We start from the raw sequence: 24,226 nt of genomic DNA on the forward strand, positions 1-24,226 counted from the left end.
CCCGGGAGGGTGGCCGGATGGCCGTGGAATCAGTGGCCGGATGCGCGTGGAATGGGTGGCCGGATCACCGTGGAATCGGTGGCCAGATGCTCATGGAATGGGTGGCCAGATGACCGTGGAATCCGCACACATGGGGTTTGTCATCTCCACGCGCAATGCGCGCGTACTCGATCTGAATGCCCAGCCGCCGGACAACACTCATCGCCATATCTGAGGCGTTTTCAACGGCGTTGTCGAAAACGATGCACGCGATGGCACAGGGCCGCACCCAGTCCGTTTCGAGGCCGTAGGCCTGTTTGAACGCGCCATCCTTGGGAGTGAACGCAAACTCGAAGAGCTTCAGCAGCGTGTACTCGCTAGGCTTACCTCCGGTGACATAAACCGCGATGGGATACGAGGTGCACGCGCAGACCATCGCGTACAGGGTCAGTTCGGTGTAGCGGTTGCCGAACTCATCGCGGCAGTACACATCAATTGTTTTCGCGTCGATTTCCACGCGTTCAAAGGGATGCTTGACGTCATAGCGCTTGACGGCCTGCCGATTCCACAGGGCAAACGTCCGTGGATCCAGTCGCCCTCCCTTGACCATCGACTTGGGCAGTCCCAGCAGCAGGCGCGTAATCGTTTTCCGGTCGATCTGCTCTGCCGTCCCCGTCGACTGATTGAGCTGTTTCAGAGCGTCGTTTACCTGAACCGAAACCGAGGATAACGAAATCTTGTCGTCCTTCATGAAGGTCTCGATCAGCGTCTGCGTCGCCACTTCCCTGGCCTGTTTTTTCTTCTCCCAGCCGCTACCACCGCGACGGCTGAAATTGGGAATCAGCCCGGTGAAGCCAAAGGCTTTGTAGCGGTACCAATACCCCTTCAGGGTTCGATCCGAAGGCCGCCGGCGCTTATGCTGCTGGCAAAAAACATCGATCCGCAGATTGCGTGCAGGTGCTTCGAGGCTCTGTTTGTCGAGTTCATCCACCAACTCGATCAGTTGCAGCCGGAACTCTGCTTCCCGTTGCTCGCTCTCCGTCCAGGCGCGCTGCGCCTCTTGAGTTTTCCGATGGGGCAGCTCCATATCGCCGGACGCGATCAGGTTGTAAAACTCGCCCAGATCGACCGTGTGCTCAATCCCACCCTTGGCCTCCAGCACAACGTCGCCGAGTAGCGGCTTGATCGCCTTGATCTGATAACAGGTGTCCCGCCAGACCACCGTCTGGCCCACTGCAACGGGATTAATGACCGGATCACTCATAGCGAATCACCTCGAACGCATTCAACGCACCGAAAGCCGGAGCCAAAATGAAATCCATCTGCTCGAACAGGTGCTGAACCAGATCGAACTGGATCACCCCCAGAAGCACCCCTGCGGCCACGTGATAATTGGCGGGCTCCAGACCTTCCAGCACCTCCGCCACCGGCCCGGACAGCTCCTCGGGAGAGCGCCGCTGCAACGGCGCGGCCCAACCCTCCAGGGCCTGTGACGCCTGACTCAGATAGGGCATGAGAAGCGCGATGTTGCGCAGGTAATGACCAGGGAATGACTCCTCGCTCACGACCAAAAAACGCACCCCTTGCCGACGCAAGACCACGCGCACTCGCTCAAAGAGCTCCGCATGTCGTTTCAGAAAGGCACGCGGCTTCACCTCGATGGCCACCACTAACTCCCCGACCTCCGCCTCAAAATCTGGCGTGTAACTCACAGTCGACTTTTTAGATGCGGGCTGGGCAGCCAAGCGCTCCCCGGTCAACAAGTCCAGGGTGTAGGGCTGGGCCCGGTACGCCCGTACCCGAGGATCGAGCTCCAGTGCCTGCGCGACAGACTGCTCCAGCCGTGACTCCAGGCGAACCTCAACAAAACCGGATTTGGGTGAGCACATGACGTAGGCCCGACGCGGTCGCTTGGTACGCTTAGCCACGTCTCGGCTGAATGCGGGAGTTTGTCGATCCGCCTTCATTTGGTACACCTCACCAAAAATAATGAGCAAGGTATAGCGACGCTGCCGCCGCCTGTCAACATTTGATGATGTTCACCAAATTGGGTACGCTGCGGACTACCTAATGGGCATGTCGGAAGGGGAAGGAAGCATGGGGCGACAGGCAAAGCAGCATTGGTACGCGCTGTACCGAACCCTGAAACCGCAGATCGACGCTTACCAAGGTCAGGACAGCGTGAACCTGTTGATCAGCCAGCTCGCAGATGAGGCCGGCTACGACGCCAAGGTGCTGCTACGCATGCTAAAGGCCGGCAGTTTCCTCGACGCCCTGACCGGCCCCTTGAATGTCGAGCAAGTACAGTGCGGTTACGCGCACATCGAGTTGCTGGAACGGCTGCACCATCTGGATGCCGCAACGCTCCCCGAGGAGTACGTGACGCAAGTGCTCGCCAACAAAGTGACCCTGGCGATCCTGCGTGCCCAGTTGGTGCAGACAACCCAAGAGCGGGGTACTGCCCAATCGACCGCCCGCTCCCGCGCCCGCCAGCGGGTGGCAGGGCATGAGCGGCGCTGCATTGCGGCACTGAAAGCGGTCGGACCGGGATATTTCGGCTACCCGGAGGGCGAGTTGATCAAGGTTACCGAGTCGGAGGTGCTCAGCCAGTGCGTCCTGCTGCGCGAAGGGGATCGGGCCAGAGTGGCCATTTTTACGCGAGCCGGTGATACCTCACGCAAACCCGAAAAAGCCGCCGCCGAGTTATTCCGCGTGGCCCAGATGGCCTCCCGCTATGTCGAGAAGGTGTGGTTCGTGTTTCCGGAGCCCTCCAGTCTCCTCAAGACGCTGGCGTATTTGGCGCTGGACACAGGCTCGCTTCGCCGCTGGCTGCATCTGGCGACCCTGGATGGGGAGGATGCGCCGATTCAGGAGTTCACCGATCTCCGTCATGCACTGAACATGCATCTGAACTACGGCAACTCGCTGGAGTGGGCCGGTATCACCCTGACCGACCAGCGCCACGTGCGCGACAGTCTCAAACCGCTCCCCAACACCCCATCCACCCTCTGATTCCACGCTCTGTGGATAACGCGATATCCACAGGAGCCTCCGCTGGGAAGGCATGGAAGTTGTCCACAGGGTGTCCGGAGTACGCCTCCTCCAAGGGGAGGAGCGCTCATCGGCTGCGCGTAATAGGGCATTTCGTTCAATCGGCCCCCGTGTCTGACCGGGAGCTGGTGACCACTCAGCCAATGTCGGCCACCAGCATTGCCCACTGCGCTATACCGGAATACCGGGTCATGGCAAAAGCAGGGTCGGCATGAAGCGCGCAATCGAACAAGAAACCTTACAGGCGCTGGTGGAGACTGGCGCCGCGCGGGAGTTCCGGGTGCTACGCGACGGGGAAGGTTGGCACCTGGAATTGCGCCTCAGCGCCCGTTGGCTACCGGTACGCTCAAGACGAGCGCCCATCCGAGTGTGGCGCTCGCTGACAGCGGTAGGACGGTTCTGCGAAACCGTCGGGATCAAGGTGCTGACGGTGGAGCTTTGAGCAGCAGTTCTGCGGTACACCTTGGAGCCCAGCTCACAACTGCCCAATGTTCTCCATGGTGATCAGCTCTAGCGGGTGTCCTGGTGCGTATTCACCCAGCCTGTAGATCAGCCGCTTGACTGCCATCTCCAACCATTCACTCTCAATGTGCGTGAGTTCTTCAAAGGTTGTCGATTGGGCTTTGCGAGCCGTCAAGGCGCTGCCTTTCTCACTGCATAGGTCGCCAATCTTCTTTCGCACGGGTCTATCGATCCTGAAGAGCTCACAGGCTTGACCTCGGGATCCTCCAGCGAGACTCTCCATCAACGTAACAATGAAATACGCCATCGCCTGCAACGGCTCCCGCCCATTTCGGTAACCGATCCATCTTCGATAGGCATGCTGGGCATACTCATTCGCGCTGAAGCACTCGGGCGGCGATGGATAGCGTTTTGCCACCAAGTGGCAGGTAACACTAGAGCCGAAGGCCAGCGACGCGATCCCCACAGCCTGTATGACCTGAGGCTCTCCCGGAGGTGGTGGATCACGATCTATCACGTCAGCACGCGAGTACGAAAACCTGATCATCCCGACATTACGCTTGAGGTCAGCCTCAATCTCCCACGAGCGTAAGAAGCCATCAAGGGCCTGACTTGCCTCCTGGCCACAGGAAAAATGCTCGGCGGGAATCACCGTGAGCAATCCGTCGGCCAGAGAGAACTGGCCAAGATGGTTGGAAAACTCCACCGGCTCAGGATTTTCGTACGAGATGTCGTCAGCCGAACCAACCGTAAAGTAAACAGCCTCGACATGTGGATCTCTCATCCCTGCTCCCTCTTCACTCATTTCAATCAAGCCACCGCCGTGGCCCTTATCCCAGCCAGCACATCCACAATCTTGGTCACCGTCGCAGCCGGGAACACCCCCATCGGGCCCTGCGCATTCATGTCAGTGAAGGGCGACTCAAACAGCCGCGACGGCTCCATCACGCCGATTAGGGTCAACTCCTGCACGATCAGCTCAATGAACTCGATCTGGTTAGGAGTCGCCTTGCTGCTGTTGATGAAGTCGCTGAAGGCTTGCATGGCCGCTTCGCGATCCAGTCCAACCAAGGAGCGGATAAAGATGCCCAGCCCATGGTTCTTTTCTTTGGCGTCATCGATCAGGGCCTGGGAACCACCGGCATCAACCAGCATCCTCTCCAGCTCGACCAGATCAGCCGGGGTCAGCGCCTGATTGCGGCGCAGCCGCTGCAACGACAAGTGGTTCTCATGCGCCCGGAGGAAAGTCCTGGCCTTCTCCTTGAACTTCTCCATGTTCAAGCCAGCCGTGACCTGGGGCAGGTCGATGACAGCCGTCTCACCCAGCTCGTCTTCAAAGTCCGAGTAGACGATCTTCTTCTGCCGCTTGGGGATCAGTCGGATCAACGCCCGCAGGCGACGGCGCACGGTTTCAAGCATCGGCAGCGTGACGCCTTCCCACCATTCCTCACTGCCCAACGCTTGGATCAACACCATTTCCGCCTTGATGGCCGGGATGTTGGTTTCAGCCTCCAAGGCCACCGCAATCTCCTGGATTTTTTCCTTGAGACTGACGAAATCGGGCTTAGCCTTGAGGATCGCCAGCTGGGTTCGCAGCACCAGCATGTCGAAGCGTTTGGCTTCCTCGTCGTCATCAACTTGTTCGGAAGGCAGCCCGGCCACCTTGGCGGTGAGCTCGTGAAGCTCTTCAGGCCCCAGCGCCTGCCAAGCCTTCGCCTTGGCGAATTTCTCGACGTACTTGCGCTGCGGCCTGACCACGAAGTTATCCACATTCATGGCGACCACCTTCTCGTGGAGCAGAGCTGCGGTTTCCTGGCGCAACTGGCTGACCGTAAGCTGATCGCCATAGACAGGCGCACCAGGCTCAGCCACCTGGCCTTCAGCCTGAAGCTTCTTGTCCAGGTCGGTGATCATCTCCAGCCGAGCCTTGAACAGTCGGGTGCCCAGCGGCTCGGTCGTTGAGCCTTCGGAGAACTCCGGGTTCTGACTGAAGAATTCCAGGTTCTGGCAGAAGTCGAAGATGAAGAAATTCTTCTTGTCCTCGCCAGGGCCGAACAGGTCTTTGCACAGTCGAGTGCCGCGCCCAACCATCTGCCAGAACTTGGTCTTGGAGCGGACAACCTTGAAGAAAACCAGATTGACCACCTCTGGCACATCGATGCCGGTGTCGAGCATGTCCACCGAGATGGCTATGTGCGGCATCTTGGGCTTCTTGGAGAAATCGTCGATCAGGGTCTGGGCGTACTCGGTCTTGTAGGTCACCACCCGCGCAAAGTGCCCCTTGTAATGGGGGTAGTTGGTGTTGAAGCGTTCAGCGATGAAGTCCGCGTGGGGATTGTTCTTGGCGAAGATGATGGTCTTGCCCAGCTGGTCGCCACCGGCCACCTTCTGGCCCTTGGTCATCAGCAGTTCCAGCACCTTATCCACAGTGTCGATGTTGAACAGCCACTGGTTCAGTTCGGCGGCGTCTACCTCGGCAGGGACGATGCCTTCGTCATTCCACTCCAGCGATTCCCACTGCTCTTTCTCGTAGTCACTGAGCTGGTCGTATTTGATGCCCTCGCGCTGGAACTTCAGCGGCACGGAAATCGCCACGGGTGGCACCAGATGCCCGTCGGCAACCGCCTCATCCAGACCATAGGCATCGGTGGGAACGCCCGTTTCGAGGTCGAACAGACCATAGGTGTTCTTGTCGATTTCGTCCTTGGGCGTGGCTGTCAGCCCCACCAGCAGCGAATCGAAGTAGTCGAAGATGGCGCGGTACTTCTGGTACACCGAGCGGTGTGCTTCATCAATGACGATGAGATCGAAATGCCCCACGCCAAAACGCCGCTGCCCATCCTGCGCTTCATCGATGAGGCCCATCATGGTGGGGTAGGTTGAGACGAAGACCCGGCCCTCGGTGTGCTTGTCGGTCACCAGATTGACCGGGGCCGAATCAGGCAGATAGGACTTGAAGGCATTCACCGCCTGGTTGACCAGCGCCACACGATCCGCTAAGAACAGCACCCGCTTGACCCAGTTGCTGCGCATCAACAGATCAACCAGCGCGATGACCGTACGGGTCTTTCCGCTGCCGGTCGCCATGACCAGCAACGACTTGCGTTGCCTGTCCACCTCGAACGTTTGCCCTACACGCCGAACGGCGCGGGTCTGGTAGTAGCGCTCGACGATATCGCTGTTGATCGTGGCATCGGCCAGGAGCTTGCGACTGCCACGTCGTTGAATCAGCAGCTCCAGTTCAGCCTTCTTGTAGAAGCCCTGCACGGGGCGGGGTGGAAAGGACAGGTCGTCCCACATCCAGTGTTCGTAGCCATTGGTGTAGAAGATCACCGGACGCTGGCCGTACATCTGCTCAAGGCAGTCGGCGTAGAGCTTGGCTTGCTGCTGCCCCACCGTTGGACTCTTGGTCGTGCGCTTGGCCTCGACCAGCATCAGCGGTTTGCCGTCATCCCCCCACAGAACGTAGTCCACATAGCCAGTGTTCTCGCCATTGGGCATGCCGGTCACTTCGACCTCGAAGTGCTTGGCCGGATCCAACGCCCAGCCCGCTTCCTTCAGCAGCAAGTCGGTGAAGGCCTTGCGTGTCTCGGCTTCCGAGTAGTCATGTGTGTCGGGCTGAGCGCTGTTGGCTTTCTTGGCGGCAGCAATCTCTTCCCGCAGGCGCTGCAACTCCTCATTCAGCGCTGCATGCTGGGCCAACACCTCGGAGAGTTTTTCGTCCTTCTCCTTGAGGCTCTTTTCCAACTTCTGGAGCTGCTCGACTGTCTGCGGAGGCACCCCAGACGGCTTAGGTAACAAGTCCAGCGAGAAAGTCTGGCTGGCGGAGGGGCGCGCCATACGCCCGTAGGTACGGGCCAGCCAATAGCAGACGTGGAACAGCTCACGGGTGGCGTTCTGCGCGTCCGAAGTCGCAATCTTCTTCGTCCCGTGCACCGCCAGGTTGCCCAGGTCTTTGATCAGGCGAGCCTTGGTGAACAGGGCTTCACCCACACCTGTGCGAAAAGTCGGCTCGTGGATCAGGGCACTCAGGGTGTCCTGATAGGGCAGCTTGAACGACTTGTCGTGGGTGTACAGCCAAGCGACGGCAATCTCCAGCGCCCGGCGTGCGTAGAAGCAGGCCGTGCGCGCATCGCTGTTGACTGCGCCTTCCGCCTTGCTGGCTGCTTCGTGCAGCAATGTCCATTCAGTTGCGAGGAAGGCGAAGTTACTCATAGTTTGGCTTTTTCCCTTATGAACTCGTTCATCCGCTGTGCCAGTGCCTCACGTCGATGGTGTAAGAACTCGCGATACCGTTCCGTGGCCCAGAGCGAGGGGTCGGTTGGAACGCACTGACTAGTCAATGCATCTTCGCCCTGCTTGTCGATGATGTCGACCAAGTAGCTGGTCGCTTCCTTGTTGCTGATGCGGCGGTTGGTCTGCCCGGTGATGAAAGCCATGTTGGCGATCTCGTTGATCTCGCCGGTCTCGTAGCCGCGCGCTTTGAGCAGCGACTTGGGAATAATGTGGTGCCACTGGATGAAGTGCAGCTTGCCTTGGTGGGTCAGCGATAACCCCAAGCCGCTGTACCAGTCCTTGGCCCCCGCAGCCTTCAGAGCCAGGTAGGCGAGAGAGAACAGGGGGCTGTTGACGCCCCGCCCGGCCAGATCAGTCGACTCGATGTGCAGACGACCGAACTGGCGCTTCACCGGCTCCATGAGCGCGGGGATATCACCTGTCCTGAACAGGATCGCCAGGTCTTCGTTGAGCAGGGTCTCGGTTGAGCCACGCGAATAGCGTCCCCGCGCATTGGCGACCAGCAACCAATGGAGCAGGCTGTTCTGCTCCTCAGCGGTCAGCTTGTTGTCCTTGATGCGACTGACTGCGGCCAGGGCATGAATGAACATCGGCGAGGAGAGCAGCGACTCATCCTCGATACCGGCATTGGTGCGCAGGAAGTTGATGGCAAAGCGCAGTCCCTCCTGGGCCTGCTTCCAGCCCTCCTTGAGCTTGTCCACCGGGGTGCTGGCTACACTGCGGAACAGGCACTGCTGGGTGGCGAACACTACGATGGCCCGCACCAATTGGCCCAGCTCGATGGTGAACCAGCTTTGCTCGCACTCCTCCTGGAAGACCTCCAGCTCCTTGAGGAGGTTGGGCCAGCGCGAAGACATCTGCGCCAGCGCCAGGTCAGAGGACTTCAACTTGGCCCCCAGCGAGTTCACACGCACGAAGATCTCGGTGACTTCCTCGTAGCTCATGCTGCGCTCTAGCACGTGCACCACATACTGGTAGTCCTTGATGGCGCGCAGCTTCTTCAGGCGGTCGGAATACTTTTGGTAGCGCGGGTCTTTGAACGACTCGATCCTGGCCTTCTCCAGAATTTCTGCGTCATTGGCCGTACCGAAAACCGCGCTCACCGATACCCACTGTGGCTGTGACGCCAGGTTTTTGCTGGCCACCACGAAGGTGCGACGGTTCATCTTTTCCAGGATGCCCTGCTCGCTGTCGTCGCCATCGTCTGCGTCGTCGCTCAGTTCATCCTCGGCGGCAACCGGTGAATCCTCATCGCTGGTCACCTCGGTGTCGTAACTCGGCGGGCCGTCTGGATGCTCCAGGTTGAACAGGATATCGATGGGTCGCTTCCGTCCCCGCACCTGCACCGGATCGCCATTGAGTACAGCCGTCAACGAGGTCAGGCGTTGCTGGCCATCGAGCAGCAGCTTGCGCCCGGCAAAGGCGTTGGTGTCTTGGGTAATGGCGAACTCACGAGTGGGCACCGGTTCGTCGGTCTCCCACATCAGGATGGAGCCGCTGGGGTAGCCCCGGTACAGCGAGTCGAGCAGGTCACGAACCCGCGTGGCCCGCCAGACGTAGTGCCGCTGGATTTCCGGCAAGCGCAGCTCGCCGCGCTTATACATATCCACCAGAGTGCCAATGGGGATGTTTTGTTGCTGCATTGACTGAATCGTCCTTAGCCGTCTACCAGTGAAGTGAAGTTGGTCTCCAGCCCGATAGTAAGGTACGGAGCGTACCCCATCAGCAGGATGGACAGCGCTGCCAAGTCTCGGGTTTCGATGCCCCGAAGCCGTCCGCCTGGATTACCTGCATGCCGAATCCCTGGGTAATCCGAGGCGAATCCGTACAGTTTCTTCAGCGACTCCTTGATGGTTGCATGCGGCCAAGAGGTCAACTGGTTACACATATCGCCCAGCGTATGGGCAGTCACTTCGTCAGCACTGGCGGCAATCGCCTCTAGCAGCATGACCTGCCGGCTAATACAGGTCTTGATGCGTTCTTCGGTCGCCCCGTATCGAAGATCCCTGACGGCCTCTTCGTGAGCTCGGTAAAACGCATAAATGTGCTCATCGGTACTGGCAAGACGCTTCATCGCTCCTGACAAGTCAGCGAACATGCCTGGCAAAGTTAGACTCAGGGCGCATGGGCGCCGCAATGAGTAGCCGAGGCTGTACTTTTCAATGAAGGCGGACAGAAGACCAAAGTAGCGGTTTGACAATTCGTCACCTTGCAAATCCTCCAGTATCTCGAACGCCGCCTCAAAGAAGCGCACCAGCGCTTTTTCGCTAGCGAACTCTGTCGTTCCAGACGCTTCAAACGCCTGCCAGCTTTGCTTGGGGTCATCAATCACATCAGCAAGTACCTCAACACTGGGCTGTAATGCGAATGCGCCGGCCAGCTCTCGATACAGCTCGCAGAAAATGTCCGATGGGGCGACCTCTGATTCGGCCAACGGAAGCCATATAGCGCTCCATGTTTCCGACCAAACTCCGACGAACTCGCCCCGCATCTATAATTCCCCTTGGAAGGCTCGGTATTGGAGGGAGGCGAACAAATTCTCTAAGACCTGAGCCGCCCCCATGAATTTCTGCCGCGCATGCGTAAGCGCCTTGATCCGCCGAGAAAACTCAAGTTGCGCATCGGCAGGAGGAATGGGCAGAGGAAGCCCCCGAATCTCTCCAAGTGCAAGAAATTTCTGTGTCCCCCCCTTGTTTTTATTGGCAACCAGCCTATCGAAGCAGTTCCCATTAAGAAAATGGAAAACAAATTCTGCTGAAGGTGAGCTCGGCTTAAACTTAATAAGCGCCATGTTTTTGATTGCAAAATTCGGCTCATCTTTGACCATAACCGGATTTCCAATCGTTCCAATCATGGGCATTAAAATATCACCAATATCTACTTTGGAGCGACGATTTATATCGTTATAATCAAACTCGGATATGTAGTTTGCGCCCATCAGGTCAATCACGCCATCCTTTAGGTTCTTCGACGTGACCAGTGGATAACCCTCAGAAACATAAGCTGGCGAATCATGTGTTCCATCGCGAACATCACAAACTTTTCCAAGAGGAGAAACTGGATAACCATTTGAATTAGTAAATAGGTCACCAAACATCTCAAAAAAAATCGACTGCGCAAGGCCGTCGAGAAGGGCCAAGGCTTCGCGACGCTTGGTACGTATGGCATCGGCTTTGTCGAGGATGTCTGCGATAATCCGTTGCCGCTCAAGAGGAACAACTGGAATAACGACTTTCCCAAGGTTTCCTCTCGAAACTCTCGACCTAGTTGTCCCTGTCGCAAAACTCGCAATCTGATTGCGAACATCAGAGGAATTCAGTGCATACATCAACCAACGCGCACAAATTTTCTCTTCATTAACACGAATTATGCAGACATCAACAACCGTTACAGCTTTCTTCGTATCTCCAGGAAAAATGCATGCTCTTCCCAAAGGATCAGGCATCCGCGCAAGCAGAATGTCGCCTTTTTTCAGAAATGTGCACTTAAGTCTTTTCGCAGTATCTGAAGTTAGATATCGATCAGACTTGTCGATATAGGAACCATCACCGATATCAGCTAGTTGAATAAGCCGAACATCACCGCTAGGGTCTTGATCCTTCGACTCAATCCAATCACCATCAACAAATATATCTGCGTCAGAAAGCAACTCGGAAAGGCTTTTAGTTGTGAACTTCACTTCAACATCCCCTCCAGCTCAGCCATACCCTGCTGAATCTCGGCTTCGAGGTGCTTCAGCTTGACGATGATAGCGAGCGGCGCTTCATGCTCGACGGCTTCATGCACCACCTCCTTGTAACGGGCAATGGAGAGGTCGTAGCCCTGCGCAGCGATGTCGGTCTTATGCACACAGAAGCTCTGCGCGGTACGAGGGCGTTCGCGCTCGCTGCCGTCGCGCTGAAACCAGCGGGCTAGGGTATCGGGCAGGTTATTCTTGGCGTGTTCGGCCTCGCTCAAGGCCTGTGCCGGGCAGGGGCCGAGCATGTCGCCATCTAGCAAGGGCTGGCGCTTGTCGTCTAGCGACCAACCATCGGCCTGCATGTCGTAGAACCAGACATGGTCAGTGCCGCCCGAATTGGTCTTGGTGAACAGCAGGATGGCTGTGGACACTCCGGCATAGGGCTTGAATGCCCCGGAGGGCAGGGAGATCACACCATCGAGCTTCTGCTCTTCCACAAGCATACGGCGCAGCTCCTTGTGTGCCTTGCTAGAGCCGAACAGTACGCCGCTCGGCACGATGACCGCAGCACGGCCACCAGGCTTGAGCAGACGCAGGAACAGAGCGAGGAACAGCAGCTCGGTCTTCTTGGTCTTGACGATGGCGAGCAAGTCCTTCGCCGTGTTCTCGTAGTCTAGGCTGCCGGCAAAAGGCGGGTTAGCGAGGATCAGCGAATATTTTTCCTCGTCACCGGCATGATCCTGAGACAACGAATCCTTGTAGCGGATGTCCGGGTTATCCACACCGTGCAGCGCCATGTTCATGCTGCCGATACGCAGCATGGTGTTGTCGAAGTCATAGCCGTGGAACATGCCGTTGTGGAAATGTTCACGGTCGGTGTAGTCCTTGAACAGGTCGGCATGCCGCCCGCGCAGGTATTCTCCCGCAGCCACCAGGAAGCCGCAGGTGCCGCTGGCCGGATCGCAGATCACATCCTTGGGCGTAGGCGCCGTCAGTTCCACCATCAGCTGGATGATGTGACGCGGCGTACGGAACTGGCCGTTCTGTCCGGCAGCAGCGATCTTGCCGAGCATGTACTCGTAGATATCGCCCTTGGTGTCCCGATCCTCCATCGGCACATGGTCGAGCATGTCGACCACCTTGGCCAACAGGCTGGGGGTAGGGATGGTGAAGCGCGCATCCTTCATATGGTGCGAGTAGGTGGAGCCATCGCCACCCATGCTGCGCAAGAACGGGAAGACGTGCTCGCCAACCACCTGATGCATTTCAGCCGGAGCGAAGTTCTTGAAGTGCGACCAGCGCAGGTCGTCGTACTTGCGCCCCTTCGGATCTTTGCCTGCCGGGTAGATCGGGTTGCGGATAGGCTGGTTCAGGATCCGGGCCTTGGCCTCCTCAAGCGTCTGTGCATCATCCAGACGACGGATGAACAGCAGATAGGTGATTTGCTCCATCACCTCCAGGGGGTTGGCAATGCCCCCTGACCAGAAGGCATTCCAGATAGCGTCGATTTGGCTGCGAATCTCACCGGTCAGCATGACGCTTACCTCTCCCTATCAATAATGTGCAGGCCCATCGGGCCCTGGCTGTAAAGCCAGCCATGCTAACTGACCCTCTGCGCCCCATCCAAGCTAATGGCAGCTGAGACCTCCCCAAGGAATAGTCACCCAGAAATGCAAATGCCCCGGCAGGCGTGCTGTCGGGGCATTTGTGTACTCAGCGGTTAACTTTGGCCGAACCGCTTAACTTTGACCGAAGTGGAAAATAACTTTTCCCACCTCCAATTGCGATCACACGTCCAGATTCGACACCGCCAGGGCGTTGGTCTCGATGAAGTCGCGGCGCGGTTCGACGGCGTCGCCCATCAGAGTGTTGAAGATCTGGTCGGCGGCGATGGCGTCCTCGATGGTCACCTTGAGCATGCGGCGCACCGCCGGGTCCATGGTGGTTTCCCACAGCTGCTCGGGGTTCATCTCGCCAAGGCCCTTGTAGCGCTGGATGCTGTGGCGCTTGGTGCTTTCGGTCATCAGCCAGTTGAGCGCGTCCTTGAAGGTCACCACCGGCTTCTTGCGCTCGCCGCGCTGCACATAGGCGCCGTCCTCGAGCAGGCTGTTGAGCTGCGTGCCGAGGTCGGTGACGGTGCGGTAGTCGTTGCTGGCGAAGAAGTCGCGGTTGAAGGTTACGTAGTTGGACAGGCCGTGGGCAATCAGTTGGACTTCCGGCAGCCACAGCTTGCGCTCGGTATCTTCACGCAGGCTGACCTGGTAGGTCTGCCCGGACTTTTCCACCGCCTTGAGGCGTGCGTCGAGACCGGCGATCCAGCCCTGCATGGCGGCCTGGTCGGCGAGCTGCTCGGCACTCACGCGCGGCAGGTAGACGAAGTGCTCGGTGATCTCCTGTGGATAAAGTCGCGACAGGCGGGCGAGGGTCTTCATCACCGTGCGGTAGTCGTTGACCAGGGTCTCCAGCGCGGTGCCGGACAGGCCCGGGGCGCTGTCGTTGACGTGCAGGCTGGCATCCTCGAGGGCCGACTGGGTCATGTATTCCTCCATGGCCTCGTCGTCCTTGATGTACTGCTCCTGCTTGCCCTTCTTGACCTTGTAAAGCGGCGGCTGGGCGATGTAGATGTAGCCACGCTCGACCAGCTCGGGCAGCTGGCGGTAGAAGAAGGTCAGCAGCAGGGTGCGGATGTGCGCACCGTCAACGTCGGCATCGGTCATGATGATGATGTTGTGGTAGCGCAGCTTGTCGATGTTGAACTCGTCGCGGCCGATGCCGCAGCCCAGCGCGGTGATCAGCGTGCCGACCTCCTGCGAGGAGATCATGCGGTCGAAGCGGGCCCGCTCGACGTTGAGGATCTTGCCCTTGAGCGGCAGGATCGCCTGGGTCTTGCGGTTGCGGCCCTGCTTGGCCGAGCCGCCGGCGGAGTCCCCTTCCACGATGTACAGCTCGGAGAGGGCAGGGTCCTTCTCCTGGCAGTCGGCCAGCTTGCCCGGCAGGCCGGCAATGTCCAGCGCGCCCTTGCGCCGGGTCATCTCGCGGGCCTTGCGCGCGGCCTCGCGGGCGCGGGCGGCGTCGATCATCTTGCCGACCACGGCCTTGGCCTCGTTGGGGTTTTCCAGCAGGAAGTCGGCGAACTGCTTGCCCATTTCCTGCTCGACCGCAGTCTTCACCTCGCTGGAGACCAGCTTGTCCTTGGTCTGCGAGCTGAACTTGGGATCCGGCACCTTGACCGAGATGATCGCGGTCAGGCCTTCGCGGGCATCGTCGCCGGTGGTCGCCACCTTGAACTTCTTGGCCAGGCCTTCGGCCTCGATGTAGTTGTTCAGGTTGCGGGTCAGCGCCGAGCGGAAACCGGCCAGGTGGGTGCCGCCGTCGCGCTGCGGGATGTTGTTGGTGAAGCAGAGGATGTTCTCGTTGAAGCTGTCGTTCCACTGCAGCGCCACTTCCACGCCGACGCCGTCTTCCTCGCGCTGCACGTTGAAGTGGAACACCTGGTTGACCGGGGTCTTGTTGGTGTTCAGGTAGTCGACAAAGGCCTTGAGGCCGCCCTCGTAGCGGAACTCCTCTTCCTTGCCGCTGCGCTCGTCCTTGAGGACGATGCCCACCCCGGAGTTGAGGAACGACAGTTCGCGCAGGCGCTTGGCGAGGATGTCCCAGCTGAAGTGGATATTGTGGAAGGTTTCGGCCGAGGGCTTGAAGTGGATCTGCGTGCCGCTGCCGTCGGTGTCGCCGACCGGTGCCAGCGGGGCCTGCGGCACGCCGTGGACGTAGGTCTGCTCCCACACCTTGCCGCTGCGGCGCACGGTCAGCACCAGCTGCTCGGACAGCGCGTTGACCACCGACACGCCGACGCCGTGCAGGCCGCCGGAGACCTTGTAGCTGTTGTCGTCGAACTTACCGCCGGCGTGCAGCACGGTCATGATGACCTCGGCCGCGGAAACGCCTTCTTCCTTGTGGATATCCACCGGGATGCCGCGACCGTTGTCGCGCACGGTGATCGACTCATCGGTGTGGATGGTGATGCTGATGTCGTTGCAATGACCGGCCAGCGCCTCGTCGATGGAGTTATCCACAACTTCGAAGACCATGTGGTGCAGACCGGTGCCGTCGTCGGTGTCACCGATGTACATGCCGGGGCGCTTGCGTACGGCGTCCAGACCTTTCAGCACCTTGATGCTGGAGGAGTCGTACGTGTTGTTCTCGCTCATGCCTTAACTCCCGAGGATTCAATACGGCCATGCTCCACGTGGAACATGGCGACCGGCGTATCCGTGCGCCAGCCGTCTTTGAGGGTTTCGCCATCGACGCCGGTGATGAATACCTGGCAGTCGAGGTCTTCCAGCAAGCGGCACAGTGCGTGCCGATGCTGTTCATCGAGTTCCGAGGGCAGGTCGTCCACCAGGTAGACGCACTGTCCGTGTTTGGCCTGGTTGACCAGGTGGCCCTGGGCGATGCGCAGGGCGCAGACCACCAGCTTCTGCTGGCCGCGCGAGAGGATGTCGGCGGCGTTGTGGCTGCCGATGCGCAGGCGCAGGTCGGCGCGCTGCGGTCCGGCCTGGGTATGACCGAGCTGCTGGTCGCGCAGCAGGCTGGCCTGCAGCACCTCGTCCAGACTGCGTTCGCGATCCCAGCCGCGGTAGTAGCTGAGGGTCAGTTCCGGCAGTTCGACCAACTGCGCCAGGGTGCGTTCGAACACCGGCTTGAGCGCCTGGATGTAGGCGCGGCGATAGGCGTCGATGGCCTCGCTGGCGAGGGTCAGTTCGCGGTCCCAGGCGGCTTGCGCAGCGGGGTCGATTCTACCATGGCGCAGCCACGAGTTTCGCTGCCGCAGGGCGCTCTGCAGGCGCTGCCAGGCACCGAGAAAGCGCGCTTCGACGTGGAACACACCCCAATCGAGAAACTGTCGACGGATCTTCGGCGCGCCTTCGAGCAGGCGGAAGCTGTCCGGGTTGATCAGCTGCAGGGGCAGCACCTCGGCCAGCTGGGCGGCGCTGCGCGCATTCTGCCCGTCGATGCGGATGCGGCACTCGCCGTTGCGCTCGCGGGCGATGCCCAGGCTGCTCTGCCGGCCGTCGGCGAGCTGCACCTGGCCGAACACCAGGGCGCGCTCCTGCTCGTGCTGGATCACCGGGGTCAGGCGGGTGCTGCGGAACGAGCGGGCCAGGCCGAGCAGGTGGATGGCCTCCAGCACGCTGGTCTTGCCGCTGCCGTTGTCGCCGTGCAGCAGGTTGATCCGCGGCGAGGGGACCAGCTCCAGTGGCTGCAGGTTGCGGATGGCGCTGACGCTCAGGCGGACCAGGGACATGGCTGGCGCCCGCAGGTGTGGATAAACATGATCAACTGTTTGTGCACAGTGTTATCCACAGGATTGCTTATGCTCAAGGCGCATAAACCGTGACGGGGCAGAGCCTGTGGGAGGTGCATCCACATCTTATCCACAGGATCTGCCCGGCGTGTCACAGGCGCATCGGCATCACGACGTAAGCCGAGTCATCGTTGCCGGCTTCCTGCAACAGGGCACTGCTGTTGGCATCGGCGAGGGTGATGCGCACCTGGTCGGTGGTCATCACGCCAAGCACGTCGAGCAGGTAGCTGACGTTGAAGCCGACTTCCAAGGCATCGCCGAAGTAGTCGACCTGCACTTCTTCCTCGGCTTCCTCCTGCTCCGGGTTGTTGGCCTGGATCTTCAGCTGGCCGTTGCTCAGTTGCAGGCGGATGCCGCGGTACTTCTCGTTGGAGAGGATCGCGGTGCGGCTGAACGCTTCGCGCAGGGCCTGGCGGTCGCCAAGGACCAGCTTGTCGCCATTGCGCGGCAACACGCGCTGATAATCGGGGAACTTGCCGTCCACCAGCTTGGAAGTGAAGGTGAAGTCGCCGGTGGTGGCGCGGATGTGGTGCTGGCCGAGGACGATGCTGACCAGGTCGTCCGGCGCGGTGAGCAGGCGCGCCAGTTCGAGGATGCCCTTGCGCGGCACGATGACCTGGTGCTTGTCCGGCGCCTCGATGCCGGCGTCCAGCGCGCACAGCGCCAGACGGTGGCCATCGGTGGCCACCGCGCTGAGGCGGCCGGCGTTGACCTCCAGCAGCATGCCGTTGAGGTAGTAGCGCACGTCCTGCTGGGCCATGGCGAAGCTGGTGCGCTCGATCAGCCGGCGCAGCTTGCTCTGCGCCACGGCGAAGGTCAGCGAACCCTGGCTTTCCTCGACCGAGGGGAAGTCGTTGGCCGGCAGGGTGGACAGGCTGAAGCGGCTGCGTCCGGCCTTGATCAGCAGTTTCTGTTCGTCGACGCGGATGTCGACCAGCGCGTCGGACGGCAGGCTCTTGCAGATGTCCATCAGCTTGCGCGCCGGCACGGTGATCTCGCCGGCCTCGGCCGGCTCTTCCAGGGCGACGCGGCCGACCAGCTCGACCTCGAGGTCGGTGCCGGTCAGCGACAGCTGCTGGCCCTGCACCACCAGCAGCACGTTGGACAGTACAGGCAGGGTCTGCCGGCGTTCGACGACACCCGCAACCAGTTGCAGCGGCTTGAGCAGGGCTTCGCGTTGAATGGTGAAATGCATCTTGAGTCCTTGGCCTCTGGTGGGGCGCCCGTCAGGTAGTCAGGGTGCGCAGCAGGTTCTTGTAGTCTTCGCGAATGTCGGCGTCCTCCTCGCGAAGTTCAGCGATCTTGCGGCAGGCGTGCAGCACGGTGGTGTGGTCGCGGCCGCCGAAGGCATCGCCGATTTCCGGCAGGCTGTGGTTGGTCAGCTCCTTGGACAGGGCCATGGCCACCTGACGCGGGCGCGCCACCGAGCGCGAGCGGCGCTTAGACAGCAGGTCGGCGATCTTGATCTTGTAGTACTCGGCCACGGTGCGCTGGATGTTGTCGACGCTGACCAGCTTGTCCTGCAGGGCGAGCAGGTCCTTCAGCGACTCGCGGACCAGCTCGATGCTGATCTCGCTGCCGGTGAAGTGGGCGTGGGCGATCACCCGCTTCAGCGAGCCTTCCAGCTCGCGCACGTTGGAGCGGATGCGCTGGGCGATGAAGAAGGCGGCGTCGTGCGGCAGATCGACCTTGGCCTGCTCGGCCTTCTTCATCAGGATCGCCACGCGGGTTTCCAGCTCCGGCGGCTCGACCGCGACGGTCAGGCCCCAGCCGAAGCGCGACTTCAGCCGCTCCTCCAGACCCTCGATCTCCTTCGGGTAGCGGTCGCTGGTGAGGATCACCTGCTGGCCGCCCTCGAGCAGGGCGTTGAAGGTGTGGAAGAACTCCTCCTGGGAACGCTCCTTGCGGGCGAAGAACTGGATGTCGTCGATCAGCAGGGCGTCCACCGAGCGGTAGAAGCGCTTGAAGTCGTTGATCGCGTTGAGCTGCAGGGCCTTGACCATGTCGGCGACGAAGCGCTCGGAATGCAGGTAGACCACCTTGGCATTCGGGTTCTTCTTCAGCAGGTGGTTGCCCACCGCATGCATCAGGTGGGTCTTGCCGAGGCCGACGCCGCCATACAGGAACAACGGGTTGTAGCCGTGCTTGGGGTTGTCGGCCACCTGCCAGGCGGCCGCGCGCGCCAGCTGGTTGGACTTGCCCTCGACGAAGTTCTCGAAGGTGAAGTTGCGGTTCAGGTAGCTGGTGTGTTTCAGGCCGCCCTCGACCTGCACGGTGCGCTCGGTGCGCACCAGCGGCGCGCTCTGCACTTCGGTTACCGCCTTGGCCGCCACCGCCGCCGATTCGGCGCTGGCCACGGCACTGTCGGCCGCGGTCTGTTCGAACACCGGCGTCTGCGCCGCCAGCGGCGTCGGCGTCAGCGGGGCGGGTGCCGGGCGCGGCGCGACCGGGCGCTTGCTGCCGATCAGCAGGGACAGTGCCGGCATCTGGCCGTTACCGCGCTCGCCCATCAATTCCAGCAGGCGGCTGATGTATTTCTCGTTGACCCAGTCGAGCACGAAGCGGTTGGGCGCGTACACGCGCAGCTCGTCGCCGTGCATTTCGACCTGCAGGGGACGGATCCAGGTGTTGAACAGCTGGGAAGGCAGCTCGTCGCGCAGGACTTCCACGCATTGCTGCCACAGTTCCACGGACACTCGGGTTCCCTCGCTAGGAAAGCGTCTTGATAGACAGGGCAAAGGACGCATTGTAGCGATGTGCCGCAAAGTTATCCACATGCTGGCGGCGATCAGGATGTCGCAGCCGGGGTTTCCTGCCGCTATTTTTCACCCTTACTGCGCTCCATGTGGATAACCGGGTCGCAAAACCCGCCGCAACCCTCTGGAAAAGCTGGCCAGCAACCCACCTGTGGATAAAAGACCGTTCCATCCCCAGCTTGCCCCAAGGCGCCACACACGCGCAGCACCACTTCTCGACAGCCTTTCTTTTTCAGCAAAGCCTTGTGGATAAAGGCTTGCAGGTGGTTATCCACAGAAAACGCCCTGTGTATATATCATCACTAGAACGATCTTTTAAAAATTTTCTTCTTGTTATGATTTCCAGCGACGGCTGGCAACCGACGCGAAGCGAGCGGGGCAGGGGTTTTCCACAGCACGGCCGTTCGCCACCCGCCATACTGAAAAGCTGCTGCGGTTCAGCAGGGCAAACGACCTGTGGATTAAGACGACAACCTGCTGGTTGGAAATTGACCTGCGGCGACGCTTTCACTAGAATCGCCGGTCTCTTTAACTGCGGCCCCCTGTCGGGGCCCTGTGATCACTAGGTAACTGACCCATGAAACGCACCTTTCAGCCCAGCAATCTGAAGCGCGCCCGTAACCACGGCTTCCGCGCACGCATGGCAACCAAGAACGGTCGTGCAGTCCTGGCGCGTCGCCGCGCCAAGGGCCGCAAGCGTCTGACCACTGTTTGATTGCCCGGAACGGGTGGTGAGTCGGAGTTTTGGCCGGGACAAGCGACTGCTGACGCCCCGACAGTTTTCAGCAGTCTTCGACTCCCCCACCGGCAAGGCTCCCGGCAAGTCTGTTCTGCTCCTGGCCCGTGACAACGGGCTCGATCATCCTCGCCTCGGCTTGGTGATCGGCAAGAAGAGCGTCAAGCTTGCCGTCGAGCGCAATCGCCTGAAGCGGCTGATCCGTGACTCCTTCCGTCTGCATCAGGAGATGCTCGCCGGTCTGGATATCGTGATGGTCGCGCGCAAGGGTCTCGGCGATCTGGACAATCCCGAATTGCATCAGCAGTTCGTCAAGCTCTGGAAACGTCTGGCGCGCAATCGGCCCAGCCCGACTGCCCGTCCCGAACAGCCCCTCGCCGACGGAACCCATGCGTAAACTGGCACTCGCATTGATCCAGTTCTATCGCTACGCCATCAGTCCCTTGATGGCCAGTCGCTGTCGCTTTTATCCCAGCTGTTCCTGCTACGCCCACGAAGCCATCAGCACGCATGGCCTCGCTCGCGGGGGTTGGCTGGCCTTGTGCCGGCTGTCCCGCTGCCACCCCTGGCATGCCGGTGGTTACGATCCGGTGCCGCCGTCCCGCACGTCCCGACCCTCTTCGATGGCCGAATAAAATCATGGACATTCAACGCTCGATACTGATCGTCGCTCTGGCAATCGTGTCTTACATCATGGTTCTCAAGTGGAACGAGGACTACGGCCAGCCGCAGTTGCCGCCGCCGGCCGTCGCCAGCACTGCCGCACCGGCGCTGCCGACCGACTCGACTCCGGCCAGCCAGACTCAGGCCGATGTACCGGTGGCTGGCAACCAGGCCAACGAGCCGGCGACCGCCGCTGCCGTCGCGCCGAGCAAGCAGCTGATCCAGGTGCAGACCGATGTGCTCAAGCTGGCCATCGATCCGCAGGGCGGTGACGTGGTGCAGCTGGCCCTGCCGCAGTATCCGCGCAGCCTGCAGAACCGCGACGTGCCTTTCGCCTTGTTCGACAACGGCAGCGAGCGCACCTATGTGGCGCAGAGCGGCCTGACCGGCGCCAACGGTCCGGATGCCCGCAGCAGCGGCCGTCCGCTGTACAGCAGCGAGAAGACCCAGTTCCAGCTGACCGACGGTCAGGACCAGCTGGTGGTCGAGCTGAAGTTCAGCGAAGCCGGCGTCGACTACGTCAAGCGCTTCAGCTTCAAGCGTGGCCAGTACGACTTCACCGTCAGCCATCGCATCGACAACCACAGCGCCCAGCCGTGGAGCGGCAACCTGTTCGCCCAGCTCAAGCGCGATGCCAGCGGCGACCCGTCGCAGACCAGCGCCACCGGCATGGCCACCTACCTGGGGGCCGCGCTGTGGACGGCCGACGAGCCGTACAAGAAAGTCGCCATGAAGGACATGGACGGCAAGAACCTGCGCGAAACCGTGCAGGGTGGCTGGGTCGCCTGGCTGCAGCACTACTTCGTCACCGCCTGGGTACCGGCCAAGGACGACACCAACCAGGTCGCCACCCGCAAGGACAGCCAGGGCAACTACATCATCGGCTTCACCGGCCCGGCCCTCAACGTGCCGGCCGGCGCCAGCGCGGAAACCAGCGCCACTCTCTACGCCGGTCCGAAATCCCAGGGCAAGCTCAAGGAGCTGTCGCCGGGTCTCGAGCTGACCGTCGACTACGGCTTCCTGTGGTTCATCGCCCAGCCGATCTTCTGGCTGCTGCAACATATCCACAGCCTGCTTGGCAACTGGGGCTGGTCGATCATCGCCCTCACCGTGCTGATCAAGCTGGCGTTCTTCCCGCTGTCGGCGGCCAGCTACAAGTCCATGGCGCGCATGCGTGCCGTGGCGCCCAAGCTGCAGGCCCTGAAGGAGCAGTACGGCGATGATCGCCAGAAGATGTCCCAGGGCATGATGGAGCTGTACAAGAAGGAGAAGATCAATCCGCTGGGCGGCTGCCTGCCGATCCTGGTGCAGATGCCGGTGTTCCTCGCCCTGTACTGGACCCTGCTGGAAAGCGTGGAGATCCGCCAGGCGCCGTGGCTGGGCTGGATCGTCGACCTGTCGATCAAGGATCCCTACTTCATCCTGCCGATCATCATGGGCGCCACCATGTTCTTCCAGCAGACCCTCAACCCGACGCCGCCGGACCCCATGCAGGCCAAGGTGATGAAGCTGATGCCGATCATCTTCACCTTCTTCTTCCTGTGGTTCCCGGCCGGTCTGGTGCTGTACTGGGTGGTCAACAACGTCCTGTCCATCGCCCAGCAGTGGTACATTACTCGGCAGATCGAGCGGGCCGCGCAGGCCTGAATCATCCGCTGAATGCAGACGCCCCCTCGTGGGGCGTTTTGCTTTTTACCCCCGGAGGCCGCCATGCACCCCGTCCGTGACACCATCGCCGCCGTCGCCACCGCGCAGGGTCGCGGCGGGGTCGGCATCGTCCGCGTTTCCGGTCCGCGCGCGCGGGCCATCGCCATCAGCCTCAGCGGCCGCGAGCCCGAGCCGCGGCACGCCTACTACTGCGCGTTCTTCGCCGACGATGGCGAGGTGATCGACGAGGGCCTGCTGCTGTTCTTCCGCGGCCCGAACTCCTTCACCGGCGAGGACGTGCTCGAACTGCAGGGCCACGGCGGCCCGGTGGTGCTCGACATGCTGCTGCGCCGCTGCCTGGAACTGGGCGCGCGGCTGGCCCGGCCCGGCGAGTTCAGCGAGCGCGCCTTCCTCAACGACAAGCTCGACCTGGCCCAGGCCGAGGCCATCGCCGACCTGATCGAGGCCAGCAGCGAGCAGGCCGCGCGCAATGCCGTGCGCTCGCTGCAGGGCGAGTTCTCGCGCAAGGTGCAGCATCTCGCCGACAAGCTGATCGAGCTGCGCATGTACGTCGAAGCGGCCATCGACTTCCCCGAGGAGGAGATCGACTTCCTCGCCGACGGCCACGTGCTCGGCCAGCTCGACGGCGTGCGCAGCGAGCTGCTGGGAGTGCAGCGCGAGGCGGGACAGGGCGCGCTGCTGCGCGACGGCATGACCGTGGTGATCGCCGGGCGGCCCAACGCCGGCAAGTCCAGCCTGCTCAACGCCCTGGCCGGCCGCGAGGCGGCCATCGTCACCGACATCGCCGGCACCACCCGCGACGTGCTGCGCGAACATATCCACATCGACGGCATGCCGCTGCACGTGGTCGACACCGCCGGCCTGCGCGACACCGAGGATCAGGTCGAGCGGATCGGCGTCGAGCGCGCGCTCAAGGCCATCGGCGAGGCCGACCGCGTGCTGCTGGTGGTCGACGCCACCGCACCGGAGGCCGCCGATCCGTTCGCCCTGTGGCCGGAATTCCTCGAGCAGCGCCCCGATCCGGCGCGGGTCACCCTGATCCGCAACAAGGCCGACCTGTCCGGCGAGGCCATCCGCCTGGAAAGCTGCGCCGATGGCCACGTGACGATCAGCCTGTCGGCGCGCAGCGGTGGCGGCCTCGAGCTGCTGCGCGAGCACCTGAAGACCTGCATGGGCTTCGAGCAGACCACCGAAAGCAGCTTCAGCGCCCGCCGCCGCCACCTAGACGCCCTGCGCCAGGCGGGGGGTTATCTGGAGCACGGCCGCGAGCAGCTGACCCTGCTCGGCGCCGGCGAACTGCTGGCCGAGGACCTGCGCATGGCCCACCAAGCGCTGGGCGAGATCACCGGCGCGTTCACCCCCGACGACCTGCTCGGGCGGATCTTCTCCAGCTTCTGCATCGGCAAGTAGCGTCCCTCCCGGCCAGCTGACCTGCGTGTCGGCTGGCCATCTCTCCCTGCATTCCCTCAGCAGAGCCGGTTTTCTCGCCGGCCCTGCGTCTCGCTGTGCTCGCTCGTCAGGCGGATAGGGGCTTGTCCACATAAAAATCCGCCCGGATAAGCTCTGTGGAC

At 61.1% G+C, this 24,226-nt stretch carries 19 protein-coding genes; 7 read left to right on the plus strand and 12 right to left on the minus strand.

Going from position 1 to position 24,226, the window contains the following annotated elements; genetic code table 11:
- Positions 1-64: 64 nt before the first annotated feature.
- Together KRX52_RS05715 and KRX52_RS05720 are read right to left on the minus strand one after the other, a co-directional pair.
- A complete protein-coding gene (locus tag KRX52_RS05715) occupies positions 65-1,243 on the minus strand; it encodes a TnsB C-terminal domain-containing protein (RefSeq protein ID WP_217680285.1) in 1,179 nt (392 codons plus the stop codon).
- On the minus strand, positions 1,236-1,946 hold the full coding sequence (locus KRX52_RS05720; RefSeq protein ID WP_254797428.1) for a PDDEXK family nuclease: 711 nt from the start codon (positions 1,944-1,946) through the stop codon (positions 1,236-1,238). The genes KRX52_RS05715 and KRX52_RS05720 overlap by 8 nt, the downstream gene beginning before the upstream one ends.
- Positions 1,947-2,049: 103 nt before the next feature.
- Between KRX52_RS05720 and KRX52_RS05725 the strand changes: the two genes are divergently transcribed.
- Both KRX52_RS05725 and KRX52_RS05730 read left to right on the plus strand, forming a co-directional pair.
- The gene (locus KRX52_RS05725) at positions 2,050-2,991 is read left to right on the plus strand and encodes a hypothetical protein (RefSeq protein ID WP_217680288.1); all 942 of its coding nucleotides are present in this window, start codon (positions 2,050-2,052) and stop codon (positions 2,989-2,991) included.
- A gap of 250 nt (positions 2,992-3,241) precedes the next feature.
- Positions 3,242-3,472: a hypothetical protein gene (locus tag KRX52_RS05730; RefSeq protein WP_217680290.1), complete on the plus strand. Its 231-nt coding sequence runs from the start codon at positions 3,242-3,244 to the stop codon at positions 3,470-3,472.
- 33 nt (positions 3,473-3,505) lie between these two features.
- On the opposite strand, the gene KRX52_RS05735 is transcribed toward KRX52_RS05730, so the two are convergent.
- The 10 genes from KRX52_RS05735 to dnaA form a co-directional block, all read right to left on the minus strand.
- Positions 3,506-4,276: a hypothetical protein gene (locus KRX52_RS05735; RefSeq protein WP_217680292.1), complete on the minus strand. Its 771-nt coding sequence runs from the start codon at positions 4,274-4,276 to the stop codon at positions 3,506-3,508.
- Positions 4,277-4,302: 26 nt separating this feature from the next.
- A complete protein-coding gene (locus KRX52_RS05740) occupies positions 4,303-7,707 on the minus strand; it encodes a DEAD/DEAH box helicase family protein (RefSeq protein WP_217680293.1) in 3,405 nt (1,134 codons plus the stop codon).
- On the minus strand, positions 7,704-9,431 hold the full coding sequence (locus KRX52_RS05745) for a GmrSD restriction endonuclease domain-containing protein (protein ID WP_217680301.1): 1,728 nt from the start codon (positions 9,429-9,431) through the stop codon (positions 7,704-7,706). The genes KRX52_RS05740 and KRX52_RS05745 overlap by 4 nt, the downstream gene beginning before the upstream one ends.
- A 14-nt stretch (positions 9,432-9,445) precedes the next feature.
- On the minus strand, positions 9,446-10,279 hold the full coding sequence (locus KRX52_RS05750; protein WP_217680303.1) for a hypothetical protein: 834 nt from the start codon (positions 10,277-10,279) through the stop codon (positions 9,446-9,448).
- A complete protein-coding gene (locus KRX52_RS05755) occupies positions 10,280-11,467 on the minus strand; it encodes a restriction endonuclease subunit S (RefSeq protein ID WP_217680304.1) in 1,188 nt (395 codons plus the stop codon). It lies immediately after the preceding gene.
- Complete coding sequence (locus KRX52_RS05760) at positions 11,464-13,002, minus strand: type I restriction-modification system subunit M (protein ID WP_217680306.1); 1,539 nt, start codon at positions 13,000-13,002, stop codon at positions 11,464-11,466. Before KRX52_RS05760 ends, KRX52_RS05755 begins: the two co-directional genes overlap by 4 nt.
- 252 nt (positions 13,003-13,254) lie before the next feature.
- Entirely contained in the window at positions 13,255-15,675 is a 2,421-nt protein-coding gene (gyrB, locus tag KRX52_RS05765) for a DNA topoisomerase (ATP-hydrolyzing) subunit B (protein ID WP_217680308.1), read from the minus strand.
- Positions 15,672-16,772, minus strand: a complete 1,101-nt coding sequence (gene recF / locus KRX52_RS05770; protein ID WP_217680310.1) for a DNA replication/repair protein RecF — start codon at positions 16,770-16,772, stop codon at positions 15,672-15,674. Before recF ends, gyrB begins: the two co-directional genes overlap by 4 nt.
- A gap of 151 nt (positions 16,773-16,923) precedes the next feature.
- Positions 16,924-18,027, minus strand: coding sequence for a DNA polymerase III subunit beta (gene dnaN / locus KRX52_RS05775; RefSeq protein WP_217680312.1), 1,104 nt, complete (start codon positions 18,025-18,027; stop codon positions 16,924-16,926).
- Positions 18,028-18,058: 31 nt separating this feature from the next.
- Positions 18,059-19,528, minus strand: a complete 1,470-nt coding sequence (gene dnaA / locus KRX52_RS05780) for a chromosomal replication initiator protein DnaA (RefSeq protein ID WP_217680314.1) — start codon at positions 19,526-19,528, stop codon at positions 18,059-18,061.
- A gap of 637 nt (positions 19,529-20,165) precedes the next feature.
- Here dnaA and rpmH point away from each other — a divergent pair.
- The 5 genes from rpmH to mnmE all read left to right on the plus strand — a co-directional run bounded on the left by rpmH (position 20,166) and on the right by mnmE (position 24,065).
- Complete coding sequence (gene rpmH / locus KRX52_RS05785) at positions 20,166-20,303, plus strand: 50S ribosomal protein L34 (RefSeq protein ID WP_217680316.1); 138 nt, start codon at positions 20,166-20,168, stop codon at positions 20,301-20,303.
- A gap of 13 nt (positions 20,304-20,316) precedes the next feature.
- Positions 20,317-20,721, plus strand: coding sequence for a ribonuclease P protein component (gene rnpA, locus KRX52_RS05790; protein ID WP_217680317.1), 405 nt, complete (start codon positions 20,317-20,319; stop codon positions 20,719-20,721).
- Positions 20,714-20,959: a membrane protein insertion efficiency factor YidD gene (yidD, locus tag KRX52_RS05795; protein WP_217680325.1), complete on the plus strand. Its 246-nt coding sequence runs from the start codon at positions 20,714-20,716 to the stop codon at positions 20,957-20,959. The genes rnpA and yidD overlap by 8 nt, the downstream gene beginning before the upstream one ends.
- A gap of 4 nt (positions 20,960-20,963) precedes the next feature.
- Positions 20,964-22,634 carry a membrane protein insertase YidC gene (yidC, locus tag KRX52_RS05800; RefSeq protein ID WP_217680327.1) on the plus strand — a complete coding sequence of 557 codons (1,671 nt, stop codon included), beginning with the start codon at positions 20,964-20,966 and terminating at the stop codon, positions 22,632-22,634.
- A gap of 63 nt (positions 22,635-22,697) precedes the next feature.
- A complete protein-coding gene (mnmE, locus tag KRX52_RS05805) occupies positions 22,698-24,065 on the plus strand; it encodes a tRNA uridine-5-carboxymethylaminomethyl(34) synthesis GTPase MnmE (protein WP_217680329.1) in 1,368 nt (455 codons plus the stop codon).
- Positions 24,066-24,226: the final 161 nt, after the last annotated feature.

Source organism: Geopseudomonas aromaticivorans (genome assembly GCF_019097855.1).
In the GTDB taxonomy this organism is placed as follows: Bacteria; Pseudomonadota; Gammaproteobacteria; order Pseudomonadales; family Pseudomonadaceae; genus Geopseudomonas; species Geopseudomonas aromaticivorans.

Excerpts from the sequence above, each read along its gene's own strand:
- KRX52_RS05715 (WP_217680285.1), bottom strand. The coding sequence starts at position 1,243 with ATGAGTGATCCGGTCATTAATCCCGTTGCAGTGGGCCAGACGGTGGTC.
- KRX52_RS05720 (WP_254797428.1), bottom strand. The coding sequence starts at position 1,946 with ATGAAGGCGGATCGACAAACTCCCGCATTCAGCCGAGACGTGGCTAAG.
- KRX52_RS05725 (WP_217680288.1), top strand. The coding sequence starts at position 2,050 with ATGGGCATGTCGGAAGGGGAAGGAAGCATGGGGCGACAGGCAAAGCAG.
- KRX52_RS05730 (WP_217680290.1), top strand. The coding sequence starts at position 3,242 with ATGAAGCGCGCAATCGAACAAGAAACCTTACAGGCGCTGGTGGAGACT.
- KRX52_RS05735 (WP_217680292.1), bottom strand. The coding sequence starts at position 4,276 with ATGAGAGATCCACATGTCGAGGCTGTTTACTTTACGGTTGGTTCGGCT.
- KRX52_RS05740 (WP_217680293.1), bottom strand. The coding sequence starts at position 7,707 with ATGAGTAACTTCGCCTTCCTCGCAACTGAATGGACATTGCTGCACGAA.
- KRX52_RS05745 (WP_217680301.1), bottom strand. The coding sequence starts at position 9,431 with ATGCAGCAACAAAACATCCCCATTGGCACTCTGGTGGATATGTATAAG.
- KRX52_RS05750 (WP_217680303.1), bottom strand. The coding sequence starts at position 10,279 with ATGCGGGGCGAGTTCGTCGGAGTTTGGTCGGAAACATGGAGCGCTATA.
- KRX52_RS05760 (WP_217680306.1), bottom strand. The coding sequence starts at position 13,002 with ATGCTGACCGGTGAGATTCGCAGCCAAATCGACGCTATCTGGAATGCC.
- gyrB (WP_217680308.1), bottom strand. The coding sequence starts at position 15,675 with ATGAGCGAGAACAACACGTACGACTCCTCCAGCATCAAGGTGCTGAAA.
- recF (WP_217680310.1), bottom strand. The coding sequence starts at position 16,772 with ATGTCCCTGGTCCGCCTGAGCGTCAGCGCCATCCGCAACCTGCAGCCA.
- dnaN (WP_217680312.1), bottom strand. The coding sequence starts at position 18,027 with ATGCATTTCACCATTCAACGCGAAGCCCTGCTCAAGCCGCTGCAACTG.
- rpmH (WP_217680316.1), top strand. The coding sequence starts at position 20,166 with ATGAAACGCACCTTTCAGCCCAGCAATCTGAAGCGCGCCCGTAACCAC.
- yidD (WP_217680325.1), top strand. The coding sequence starts at position 20,714 with ATGCGTAAACTGGCACTCGCATTGATCCAGTTCTATCGCTACGCCATC.
- yidC (WP_217680327.1), top strand. The coding sequence starts at position 20,964 with ATGGACATTCAACGCTCGATACTGATCGTCGCTCTGGCAATCGTGTCT.
- mnmE (WP_217680329.1), top strand. The coding sequence starts at position 22,698 with ATGCACCCCGTCCGTGACACCATCGCCGCCGTCGCCACCGCGCAGGGT.